The organism is Gordonia crocea (assembly GCF_009932435.1).
GTDB classification, from domain to species: Bacteria; Actinomycetota; Actinomycetes; order Mycobacteriales; family Mycobacteriaceae; genus Gordonia; species Gordonia crocea.
In genome coordinates this window covers 1,686,374-1,698,170 of the sequence record NZ_BJOU01000001.1, presented here as the reverse complement: position 1 = coordinate 1,698,170, position 11,797 = coordinate 1,686,374, and the positions used below count along the sequence as shown (strand labels likewise).

10 protein-coding genes are annotated in these 11,797 nt (G+C 66.8%); 5 read left to right on the top strand and 5 right to left on the bottom strand.

What is annotated here, in order from left to right; translation table 11 throughout:
* Window positions 1-2 precede the first annotated feature (2 nt).
* Both nbrcactino_RS07975 and nbrcactino_RS07970 read right to left on the bottom strand, forming a co-directional pair.
* Window positions 3-1,859, bottom strand: coding sequence for a hypothetical protein (locus tag nbrcactino_RS07975; protein WP_161926868.1), 1,857 nt, complete (start codon window positions 1,857-1,859; stop codon window positions 3-5).
* Between the two features lie 117 nt (window positions 1,860-1,976).
* Window positions 1,977-2,501, bottom strand: coding sequence for a hypothetical protein (locus nbrcactino_RS07970; RefSeq protein ID WP_161926867.1), 525 nt, complete (start codon window positions 2,499-2,501; stop codon window positions 1,977-1,979).
* Window positions 2,502-2,737: 236 nt separating this feature from the next.
* On the opposite strand from nbrcactino_RS07970, the gene nbrcactino_RS07965 reads away from it, so the two are divergent.
* The gene (locus nbrcactino_RS07965; RefSeq protein ID WP_161926866.1) at window positions 2,738-3,382 is read left to right on the top strand and encodes a hypothetical protein; all 645 of its coding nucleotides are present in this window, start codon (window positions 2,738-2,740) and stop codon (window positions 3,380-3,382) included.
* 214 nt (window positions 3,383-3,596) lie between these two features.
* Here nbrcactino_RS07965 and nbrcactino_RS07960 read toward each other — a convergent pair whose 3' ends face one another.
* Entirely contained in the window at window positions 3,597-4,418 is an 822-nt protein-coding gene (locus nbrcactino_RS07960) for an Fpg/Nei family DNA glycosylase (protein WP_161926865.1), read from the bottom strand.
* Complete coding sequence (locus tag nbrcactino_RS07955) at window positions 4,411-4,884, bottom strand: ribose-5-phosphate isomerase (protein ID WP_161926864.1); 474 nt, start codon at window positions 4,882-4,884, stop codon at window positions 4,411-4,413. The genes nbrcactino_RS07960 and nbrcactino_RS07955 overlap by 8 nt, the downstream gene beginning before the upstream one ends.
* Before the next feature lie 22 nt (window positions 4,885-4,906).
* Here nbrcactino_RS07955 and nbrcactino_RS07950 point away from each other — a divergent pair, with 22 nt between their 5' ends.
* Window positions 4,907-5,938, top strand: coding sequence for a M48 family metallopeptidase (locus nbrcactino_RS07950; protein ID WP_161926863.1), 1,032 nt, complete (start codon window positions 4,907-4,909; stop codon window positions 5,936-5,938).
* 19 nt (window positions 5,939-5,957) lie between these two features.
* Here nbrcactino_RS07950 and nbrcactino_RS07945 read toward each other — a convergent pair whose 3' ends face one another.
* Entirely contained in the window at window positions 5,958-6,560 is a 603-nt protein-coding gene (locus nbrcactino_RS07945; protein ID WP_161926862.1) for a mycothiol-dependent nitroreductase Rv2466c family protein, read from the bottom strand.
* 78 nt (window positions 6,561-6,638) lie between these two features.
* Here nbrcactino_RS07945 and pepN point away from each other — a divergent pair, with 78 nt between their 5' ends.
* From pepN to nbrcactino_RS07930, 3 genes are all read left to right on the top strand, one after another.
* Window positions 6,639-9,218 carry an aminopeptidase N gene (pepN, locus tag nbrcactino_RS07940; RefSeq protein WP_161926861.1) on the top strand — a complete coding sequence of 860 codons (2,580 nt, stop codon included), beginning with the start codon at window positions 6,639-6,641 and terminating at the stop codon, window positions 9,216-9,218.
* Between the two features lie 15 nt (window positions 9,219-9,233).
* Window positions 9,234-10,565 (top strand): cation:dicarboxylate symporter family transporter, encoded by a 1,332-nt coding sequence (locus nbrcactino_RS07935; RefSeq protein WP_161926860.1) that lies wholly within the window; start codon window positions 9,234-9,236, stop codon window positions 10,563-10,565.
* Between the two features lie 462 nt (window positions 10,566-11,027).
* Window positions 11,028-11,738 (top strand): hypothetical protein, encoded by a 711-nt coding sequence (locus tag nbrcactino_RS07930; protein WP_228460738.1) that lies wholly within the window; start codon window positions 11,028-11,030, stop codon window positions 11,736-11,738.
* The last annotated feature ends 59 nt before the right edge of the window (window positions 11,739-11,797 follow it).

Genomic DNA, 11,797 nt, shown 5'->3' with positions numbered 1-11,797 from the left:
ACTCAGAAAGGAGCGGCATCAAACCTGGGGTGATTCACACCGGGAACCGCGGATGGACGTGCTTTGGTGAGGTCGTCGGCGTGTTTAGCGACTTTGTTCAAGGCATACCGGTTGAGGGCGAAACGGGTGTTGGCTGCTGCTTTTTCCGCGCCCGAGGCGACACGGGCCGCGGCCTTGGCAACCGCCGGAGAAGCCTTCGATGCCGCTTTCGCTCCCGCTTTCAGCGCTGCGGTACCTTTGACGGGAACGAAGAACATCGCCGCACCGAACACGGCTTCACCGGCCAGTTGGTTACTATCAATACCGTCTTTGCCGAAGTTGCGGGGATCTACACCCAGCCACGCATTGGTCATTCCAGAAACCCGATCGACCGGATTCTCGGCGACATAGTCCTTACTCGTCAAAGTTCGCACAACATCATAGGCAGTCTTGGTCGCAACGACCTGCGGATTGTAGGTCCACAAAATGTTACCCAAGCCTTTCCCGAAACCAACCCACGCCTCACCCACCCCTGGTCCACCCTTGCCGCCGATCCCCACCAACGATCCCAAGCCTTTAACGGTGCCCCACGCACCCTTACCGACACCTTTGAAGAAGTTGCCCGTCCCAGTTAACGCCTTCTTCCACGCCGGTCTATTGTCCGGGGCATCAGTGTGATCGATATGGGCACCGGCGGCATCAAACTTGTCTTTGGATCCATCGGACTTGAACTGCTCCACACTCCCATCAGCGGCGACAACCTGCTTTTTCCAGTCCTTGTTCTTCTCGTTCTTACCGTCGTGGGTGATCGTGGCGATCCCGTTGACCCACGACGTGCGGACCCCACCATCAACGACCACACCCGATACTGGTTTGCCGTCCTTGTCGTAGTCGACGGTCCCGATCTGCTTCCCAGACTTATCGGTCACCCGCGAACGCTGCAACCCCGACTTCGGATCGACGTAGGTGGTGGTCTGCGAACCGGTCTCCTTGTTCGTCGACACCGTGACCTGGTTACCGTGCTCATCACGGTGCACCTTGGCCGCACCACCATTGCCGTCATCAACCCACCCGGTGCCCTTGGCATCGGTCTCACCGATCAAATGCAGCTTCCCGTCCGGATCGACCCGCGCCAACCGCACCGAACCATCCTCAGCCGTGGTCTGCGTCTCCCAGCCCCCGGTCTCGGTCTTGACCTTGTCGACCCGCGACCACACCCCCTTCTCATCAACCGCCTCCGTCGACGAACGCGTCCCATCCCACGAACTCGTCGTCACCGAATACGGCGGCGAGGACGATGCATCAACCCCCGGCCGCCACGCCATCGTCGTCACATCAGCACCCGGCTTATCCTGCGACCGATAACTCGAGGTCCCACCCTTATCGTTGGACCACTGCTGAAAACCACCCTCCCCGTTGGACACCACCCGCGAGTTCGACACCGCCTTGCCGGACTTGTCGTACGTCACCTGATCAACACTTTGATCCCCATTACCGGTCGGGATCGTGTACACCACCTTCGTCCCGTCAGCGTTGCGTGTCTCCCACGAATCCCCCTCCTTGCGCCCAGCCGCCTGACCCAACGCCGACGCATCCGCCGGGGCCTGCTTCGGGTTCGGTTTCTGAAACCCCGCCACGCCATTACCATCGGGATCGTCAGGCGTGCATTGCCCAATCCCCTCCGCCTTCAACCCCGGCGCCTGCCCATCCGAGGCCGCAGTCACCGCCGCCGGCAACAAATGATGCGGAATAACCTTCGGCCCAGCCACCGGATGCGACGCCGCATCCGCTCCCTCAACAGCCTGCCCCGACCCCGACCCATCCGGCTGGGCAGCCGACGCACCCTGCTGCGTATCGCCAATCTTGGTGTAAGTCGGCATCTCCGAGTTCGCAGGAGCTGCAAGCGCAGCAGGCGCCTGCGCACGCTCAGTCGGCCCAGCCACAATCAACCCCCTGAACTAGTCCAGCAACGGTAACAAACCATCAGGCCACACCATTCAAACGCCGGGATCTGCACCCGGATCGTCGAACTCGGCCGCCAACAACTCGTTGACCGGAAGGGGACCATCACCCAGTCGGATCGTCTCCACCAACCGGGAAAACTCCTCGGCAACAGGACCGAAATCATCATCGGAAGCCGACAACCCCACGAGGATCTCAACCACACCCCCCAACTCGGGCAGATCCACCGTCAAAACAGTGTGAGCAACCGACCCGCCCGCAACACTGAACACCTGCGTACCAATCTGCTCCTCGCCCCTAGACTCGCCGATCTCGACCACCAGGGAGTCACCCACGATATCGAAGCCCTCTCGCGCGCGCCGGAGCTGCTCATCAATCAGCGGCTCATGAACGTAGGCCTGGCGCCAACTCAAACGCGCCGACGGGTAGCTTGGGTTGACCATCTCCGCAGTGAACCAATCGGGTCCTCGACCGATCGCAGCAGGATCAACACGCCACGCCAACCCCACCTCGAACACGAACGTAGGCAGCAACCGCCACCGCTGCTGATCGTCGCCCATCTACATTCCCGTTCCACCCGACAAAGGCTGCCAACCTAGAATCACTGAACATGTCTTTGCACAGTCTAGTGCGCGGAGTCCCCGACAAACGCGCCGAGTCACGCGCCATCCGGCGCGCGACGCAGGCCATTCAACCTGAGACGTGGAAGCCCCGCCAAGTCGCAGTAGTCCCACTGGACCCCGGTGCCCCAACATCTGCAGTTGCAGCCCTACTCACCATTGCCGCAAGCCGGGTCATGATCCACTCCGTTGACAACGGGGTCGGCCGGGTTATCGGTGTCGACACCGGTTCCGGGCGCGAGCTCGCCCGGTACCTCGGAGCCCACGACGGCGGGAGTATCGCCGGGCTTGCCGGACTGGATCTTGGGACCGCAGCGCCCTCCGAGCTCGCCCGGTTCATCGACAGTAGGACCTATACGGCCACTTTGGTGGCGTCGGCGCCGACCTCCGGGCCTGCTGATGAGTCCGTCCGGTCTGCTTTGGCCAGGCTCGACCGGCTCGGTCTTACGACCTTTGTGAACGTGCCGGCTCCTGTCGCGGGCCAGGTCATGACCGCGGTGCTCGGCCACACCCAGCGGGTCGTCGCCGTCACAGCCGGGTCAATTCCCGAATGGCTCCTGACTACCCAGAACCCACTTCACCCCTTCATTGACTCCGCGAGCATCCTCGTGTCCCAATGGCAAGGTCCCGACGGTTCGACGAGCCTCGCAGACCTTGGCCTCAGCATTCCCGTATTGCACATCGACCCCACGACCAAGCGCTACGCACGCGACACCTACGGCTTCCAGCTCGCAGAAGCACCGACAGCCTTGATCACCGGCCTGCTGGACGCACTCCAGTTCCTCCTTGCCGATCCACACGACCAACACGCGCGGCCATAGCGGGACCGTTACAACTGCGTTGACGCAGTTTCGCCCTCCGGATCTCACTCGTTGCTACGCTGACCGACCACCAATCGACGGCACTGTGGGGGCAAGGCGGCAATCCGCCCCCATCCTCGCCGACGGGGTAGTTCACCCCATGCCCGTCCTGGCCCCTATCGATCCACCCGACCCGGGTTGGCCCCGACACGGACTCTGACAGCACAGCATCTACCTACGACTGACAGTTCGGACACCAGAACAGGTTGCGGCCCTCCATGACCCCGTGGGCGATGGGGGTGCCGCAGATCCGGCACGGCTCGCCAGCCCGGCGGTACACGTAGGTGCGCGGCCGGTCGGGGCGGTACGACGGAGCGCCGTGGTCGTCCTCCGGTCGCATGACATGCATCTGACCGCGTCGGACGCCGACCGGCATGAGCTCGACCAGGTCGGCCCAGAGGGCGTCGAACTCCTCGTCGGATATCGACGTGCCGAGGCGGTGCGGGTCGATGCCGGCGCGGTACAGCACCTCCGCGCGATACACGTTGCCGACGCCGGCGATGACCTTCTGGTCCATCAGCAACGCCCCGATGGGCCGACGGGACTTCTGGATCGCGGCCCGGGCGCGGTCGGGCTCGGCGTCGGGTCGCAGCGGGTCGGGCCCGAGACGCGCGATCAGGGTGTCGAGGTCTTCGGGGCTGTACAGCTCACAGGCATTGGGGCCGCGCAGATCGACCGCGGCATCGGGCCCGACGATCCGCAGCCGCACCTGGCCGACGGGCGGGCCGGGTGGAACCGTCAGATCGTGGAAGGCACCGTAGATCCCCAGGTGCACGTGGACCAACTGTCGACGGCCCGATCGCGCCGACGATCCCGGTTCGCGGTACTCCTGCAGCAGGTGCTTGCCCCACGCCGAAGCCCCGTGAAAGGTCCATCCGTCGAGGTAGGCGGCCTCGTCGGCGAAGCGCCCCTGCGGGGAACTCAGCGCAACCGGGCGCCCGCCGAACTGCCGCTGCTGGCGTCGGGCGAGCCGGTGAAGGGTGTGTCCCTCAGGCACCGGGCACGGCGGGGGCCTCGCCGGTGCGCTCGTACTCGTCAAGGATGTCGATACGGCGCTGGTGGCGCTCCTCCCCCGACCACGGCGTAGCCAGGAAGGCGTCGACGATGGCCAGGGCCTGGGCCTCGGTGTGCATGCGCCCGCCGATGCCGATCAGCTGGGCATTGTTGTGCTGGCGCGCGAGCTCGGCGGTCTCGACGCTCCACGCCAGCGCGCAGCGGGCGCCGGGCACCTTGTTCGCCGCGATCTGCTCGCCGTTGCCGCTGCCGCCGAGCACAATGCCCAGGCTGCCCGGATCGGCAACGGTGCGCTTGGCCGCGTCGATGCAGAAGGCGGGATAGTCGTCGAGAGCGTCATAGGTGTGCGCCCCACAGTCGACCACCTCGTGGCCGGTGGCGGTCAAATGTTCGGCGATCCGGTTCTTCAACTCGAAGCCGGCATGGTCAGCACCCAGGTAGACACGCATGGCGCCACTATAGTTTGAAGGCGTGTCCCAACCAGTAAACGCCCCCGGCTTGTCGTCGCCGATCCCCTCGGTACCCGGAATCCCGGCCGGACCCGCCCCGGAGCCGCAGCAACTGCCGCCCGACGCGCATTGGCTGCCGCCGGCCCGATTCGCCAGCGCCCCCCGGCTCCACCCCTGGGAGATCCCCATGCTGGTGATCATCATCGTGGTGACCCTGTTGGCCTACCTGTCTCTGGTCGTGACGGTGCTGAGCGGCTCGCTGACCTGGCAGGTGCTCTCGGTCTTGCTGATCCCGCTGCTCCTGGTGATCGGCCGTGGTGTTCTCTACGCCCAGCAACGCGTCAACGGCGTGCAATTGACCCCCAGCCAGTTCCCCGAGGCCTACCAGATGGTCGTCGACGCGGCCGCCCGGGTCGGCCTGGAATACGTCCCCGACGCCTTCGTGGTCAACGGCAACGGCACCCTGAACGCCGGCGCCTCCGGTCACGGCTTCCGCCGCTTCGTCATCGTCTACAGCGACCTGTTCGAGATCGGCGGCCAGGCCCGCGACCCGGAGGCCCTGCGCTTCGTCATCGGCCACGAGGTCGGACACATCGCCGCCGGCCACGTCTCCTACTGGCGGCAGGTCGCCACCGCTCTGGGGATGCGGATCCCCATCCTCGGCTCCGCGCTGTCGCGGGCCCAGGAATACACCGCCGACAACTACGGCTACTACACCCAGCCGTCCGGCGCCCCCGGGGTCATCGGCGCCCTCTCGTCGGGCAAGTACCTGCTCTCCGCGGTGGATTTCGACCAGTTCGCCGACCGCGCCACGCAGGAGCGCGGACCGTTCGTGCACCTGGTCAACGCGCTGGCCAGCCATCCGGTCCTGACTTGGCGGGCCGCCGCGCTGCGCGACCGCTCTCGGGCCGGCGCATTGTGGCTGCGACCCAAGACCATCACCCGCGGCGCCGGGTCCGGAAACGCCGTGCCGATCATCCCGCCCCCGCCCAACCCGGCGGCGGTACCCGAGGGCTATCTGCCCAACGGCATGGTGTCGCTCACCAAGCCCTAGCGACACCCGCCCGAGCGGCTCAGTCGAAAGCCGGGTCCTCGGTCCGGGTGCGCTTGAGCTCGAAGAAGTGCGGGTTCGCGGCGACCGCGACGACCCCGTCCCACAGCGAACCGGCATCCTCGCCGCGCGGGATGCGCGAGAGGACGGGGCCGAAGAAGGCGACGCCGTTGACGTGGATGGTCGGCGTGCCGACATCCGGCCCGACCTTGTCCATCCCCGCGTGGTGGCTCTCGCGGATCGCGTCGTCGTATTCGGTGGAGTCGGCCGCCGCGGCCAGGTCGGCGGGCAGGCCGACATCGGCGAGCGCCCCGGCGATGACCGAGTCGAAGTCCTTGTCCCCCTCGTTGTGGATCCTGGTCCCCATCGACGCGTACAGCGGCGCCAACACCTCGTCGCCGCGCGCCGCGGCCGCGGCGGCCAGCACCCGCACCGGCCGCCAGGCGTTCTTCAGCAGCTCGCGATAGTCGTCGGGGATGTCCTTGTCCTCGTTGAGGTACGCCAGGCTCATGATGTGGAAGTTCACGTCGATCGGACGGACCTTCTCCGCCTCGAGGATCCACCGGGAGGTGATCCAGCACCACGGGCACAACGGGTCGAACCAGAAATCCACACGATTGGTCATGTCTCCGTTCTACCCGGATGCCGACGAGTCCGCCCACCTGACCGGCCCACGACGGCGACCACGGCTACCCTCTAACCCGTGACTGCGCCGAACCTGACCCGAGACCAAGCCGCTGCTCGCCGAAGCGTCCTCACCGACGTCGCCTACGCGATCGACCTCGACCTGACCGACGGGGCCGGCAAACCCGGCGAGCAGACCTTCCGCTCAACCACGACGATCCGCTTCGGCGCCACGCCGGGCGCCTCGACCTTCGTCGATCTCGTTGCCCCGCAACTGATCTCGGCGACGCTGAACGGCGCCCCCCTCGTCGTCGACGGATATGACGAGGAGGTCGGCCTGACCCTGCCCGACCTGGCCGAGCGCAACGAACTCGTCGTCGTGGCCGATTGCGCCTATTCCAACACCGGCGAGGGGCTGCACCGCTTCGTCGATCCGGCCGACGGCGCGGTCTACCTCTACTCCCAGTTCGAGACGGCCGACGCCAAGCGCATGTTCGCCTGTTTCGACCAGCCCGACGTGAAGGCCGTCTTCGACGTGACGGTCACCGCGCCGGCGGACTGGCAGGTCGTCTCCAACGGTGCGACGGCGTCGACGACCCCCGGCGACCGCGGCACCGTCCACGTCTTCGCGCCGACCCCGTTGTTGAGCACCTACCTCGTCGCACTGATCGCCGGGCCGTACCGGCGCTGGACCGACACCTACTCCGACGAGCACGGCACGATCGACCTGGGCCTGTTCTGCCGCGAGTCGTTGGCGCCGTACATGGACGAGCAGCGGCTGTTCACCGAGACCAAGCAGGGTTTTGCCTTCTACCACCGCAACTTCGGGATCCCCTACGCCTTCGGCAAGTACGACCAGCTGTTCGTGCCGGAGTTCAACGCGGGTGCGATGGAGAACGCCGGCGCGGTGACCTTCCTGGAGGACTACGTCTTCCGCTCCCGCGTGACGAACTACCTCTACGAGCGGCGCGCCGAGACTGTCCTGCACGAGATGGCACACATGTGGTTCGGCGACCTGGTCACCATGGCGTGGTGGGACGACCTGTGGCTCAACGAGTCCTTCGCCACCTTCGCCTCGGTGCTGTGTCAGGCGCAGGCCACCGAGTACACCGGCGCGTGGACCAGCTTCGCCAACGTCGAGAAGTCGTGGGCCTACCGCCAGGACCAGCTCCCGTCGACGCACCCCATCGCCGCCGACATCCCCGACATCGCCGCGGTGGAGGTCAACTTCGACGGCATCACCTACGCCAAGGGCGCCTCGGTGCTCAAGCAGCTGGTCGCCTATGTGGGCCTGGAACCGTTCCTGGCCGGATTGCGCGACTACTTCGCCGCGCACAAGTTCGCCAACGCCACCTTCGCCGACCTGCTGGCCGCGCTGGAGCGCTCGTCGGGCCGCGACCTGTCCGAGTGGGGCGCGCAGTGGCTCAAGACGACCGGCATCAACGTCATGCGGCCCGACTTCGAGATCGGCGACGACGGGACGTTCACCCGCTTCGCGATCCTGCAAGAGGGCGCCGCCCCCGGTGCCGGTGAGACCCGCGTACACCGGATGAAGGTGGGAATCTACGGCTCCGATGCCGACGGCAAGTTGGTGCGCCGCACCGTCGTCGAACTCGACATCGACGGGGAGCACACGGAGGTCGACGAATTGGTCGGCGTCGACGCGGGCGAGCTCATCCTGCTCAACGACGACGATCTGACCTACGCCTCGATCCGGTTGGACCCCGATTCGCTGCGCGTGGCCACCGAGCGCATCGCCGACATCGCCGACCCGATGCCGCGGACCCTGATCTGGTCGGCCGCCTGGGAGATGACGCGACAGGCGGAGATGACCGCGCGGTCGTTCGTCGACCTGGTGTCTCGCGGCATCGCGGCAGAGACGCAGATCGGCGTCGTGCAGCGCGTCCTGCTGCAGGCGACCACCGCGTTGGACTCCTACGCCAATCCGACGTGGGCCACGACGCAGGGTTGGCCGGCCTTTTCGGCCCGGTTGCTCGACCTCGCCCAACGCGCCGAGGCCGGCTCCGACCATCAGCTCGCCTTCCTCAACACCCTGCTCACCGGGGTCACCTTCGGCCCGCAGCAGGCGGTGCTGCAGTCCCTGCTCGACGGTGCCGATCCGGCGTCGCAGGGGCTGGCCGGCCTGGCTGTCGACACCGACCTGCGGTGGCGCATCGTCAAGGCCCTGGCCGCCGCCGGGGTGATCGACACCCCCGAGATCGCCGCCGAGCTGGCCCGCGACGAGACCGCCGCCGGACACCGCAACGCCGCCGCGTCGCGCGCGGCCCGCCCGACGGCGCAGGCGAAGGCGGACGCGTGGGCGGCCGCGATGGCCGACGACTCGCTGCCCAACATCACCGTGCGCTCCATCGCCGAGGGCTTCGTGCGCCCCGGACAGGACGAGCTGCTCGCCCCCTACGCCGACCAGTACTTCCAGACGGTCGCCGACGTGTGGGGACGGCGTTCGAGCGAAGTCGCCCAAACCGTGGTGATCGGCCTCTACCCTGGCTGGGATATCAGCGACGGGGGCCTCGCCCGAGCGGATGCCTTCCTGGCCGGCGACCACCCGCCGGCCTTGCGGCGCCTGGTCCTCGAGGGCCGCGACGGCGTGGCCCGGTCGCTGCGAGCGCAGCAGTACGACCGGACCGAATCCCCCTAACCCGCCAGGAGAGCCATGGCCACCGACATCGAGCAGCTCCCGCCGACGCCGAAGCCCAAGCGCAACCGCAGCCATTGGCTCTACCTGATGGTCATCGTCGGCGTCGTCGCCGGGGTGATCGTCGGATTGGCGGCGCCGGAAGTCGGCAAGGACGTGGCCTTCCTCGGCACGATGTTCGTGAACCTGATCAAGATGATGATCGCGCCGGTCATCTTCTGCACGATCGTCATCGGCATCGGGTCGGTCCGCAAGGCGGCGACGGTCGGCAAGGTCGGCGGGCTGGCCTTCGTCTACTTCCTGGCGATGTCGACCGCGGCGCTGGGGATCGGCCTGATCGTCGGGAACCTGCTCAAGCCGGGGACCGGGTTGGACTTCACCCCCGATGCCGCCAAGGGCGCCGAACTCGCCGACAAGGCCCACGAGGCCGGCGACACGATCGACTTCCTCCAGGGCATCATCCCGGACACGTTGGTGTCGGCGCTGACCTCGGGCAAGGTGCTGCAGGCGTTGTTCGTGGCGCTGCTGGTCGGTTTCGCCATCCAAGCCCTCGGCAAGGACGGCGAACCCATCCTGACCGCGGTCAGCTACTTCCAGAAGCTGGTCTTCAAGGTGCTGTCGATGGTGTTGTGGACCGCACCCATCGGCGCGTTCGGCGCCATTGCCGGTGTCGTCGCCCAGACCGGCTGGTCGGCGGTGCGCGAGCTGTTCGTGTTCGTCCTCGCCTTCTACGCGACCTGCATTCTGTTCGTCTTCGTCATCCTCGGGCTGGTCCTGCGGCTGGTCACCGGCTTCTCGATCTTCCGGCTGGCCCGGTATCTGGCCCGTGAATACCTGTTGATCGTCGCCACCTCGTCGTCGGAACCGGCGCTCCCCTCGCTGATCGCCAAGATGGAGCACATGGGCGTGTCGACGCCGACCGTCGGGATCGTCGTGCCGACCGGCTATTCCTTCAACCTCGACGGCACGGCGATCTATCTGACGATGGCGTCGCTGTTCATCGCCGACGCGGCCGGTGACCCGATGAGTCTGGGCGAGCAGCTCGGGCTCTTGGCCTTCATGATCATCGCGTCGAAGGGGGCCGCGGGCGTCACCGGCGCCGGTCTGGCCACGCTGGCCGGCGGGCTGCAGGCCCACCGGCCGGATCTGCTCGACGGGGTGGCCGTCGTGGTCGGCGTCGACCGGTTCATGTCCGAGGCGCGCGCGTTGACCAACTTCTCCGGCAACGCCGTGGGCACCCTGCTCATCGGGACGTGGACCAAGACGATCGACCGCGACCGCGCCGACCGAGTCCTGCGCGGCGAGATCCCCTTCGAACTCGACGCCGCCGGGGAACCCGCGCACGCCTAACCCGCGCCACCACGGCGGTACACCTCACAACCCCAGCCTCACATCCGTGCGCCCTGGCTTGTGAAGTGCGTTACACCAATCCCCGATTGGCCTTTCCCGGGCTGTTTCCGTCGCATTGATCAGACATTGCCACGGCATTTCTATCGACCCGCGGAATGAATTCGCCCCGCATTTCACGGCACCGGGAAAACAGTCGTTAACTTCTCCTACACACACCGGCGAGTACCCCCGAAGCCGCGCCTGCAGCTGCTCCGCTTGCCTCCCCAATCACGGATTGATAAACACAGTGGCACGACGACATGTCGCTGGTAGAAGCAGAATCTGCCTCGCCCGGCAACGTGGAGTCGTGTCAATTGGGCAGTGTTGGCAACGGCGCCAGAAAAGATCGCATTCGCCCGGCACAACCATGCTCGACCCGCATTTGCCGGTCTCACGAAAGAGAGTCAATCGATGATGAACACCGTGACCAAGGGAATCGCCGCCACCGCCATCGCCGGCGGTGCACTCGCACTCGGATCCGGCTTGGCCAACGCCGCGCCGGCCAAGCCCGCGAAGCCCGTCAAGTCGCATGTCGCACCGGTAAACCCGCACCGCGTCTCCGTCGGGCTCGCCCAGGGCGTCACCTACACCGGCGACGCCAAGTCCGGCGCCGCGGAGATCACCACCCCGTGGGGCGTGCTGAAGACCACCAACGGGCGATTCGCGGTCTCCGACACCCGGGGCAAGACGGTCTACGGCGATCCCAAGCTCAAGGGCCTCCAGGCGTCGAACCAGCGCCCGGTGACGATGACGAACAGCCCGTTCCAGCCCGGCAAGGCCGCCGCGACCAACCCGGCCGCGGAGCCCAAGAAGGCCCTGACCGCCGCCGAGAAGGAGGAGGCGGTCTACGGTGCCATCGGCAACGTCGCCACCCACTTCGGCTTCGCCTACGGCGTCGGCGCCATGGTCGGCGGCGTCGCGGGTGCGGCCATCGGCTGCCCGATCGGCGCGGTGGCCATGCAGGTCTCGGTGCCCGTTCCCGTCCTCCCGGTCGTCCTCGGCTGCGTGGTCGGCGCCGGCACCATCGGCACCACCGGGGCCATCCTCGGCGGCGCGGCAGTCGCCGTTCCGGTCGCCGTCGCCAGCGGCAGCTACGAGGTCTCCAAGCTCGCCGCCAACGGCGTCCTCGGCTGAGCCGCACGCCCGAACAGAAACGGGCGGGATGGGCGATATCGCCCATCCCGCCCGTTTGT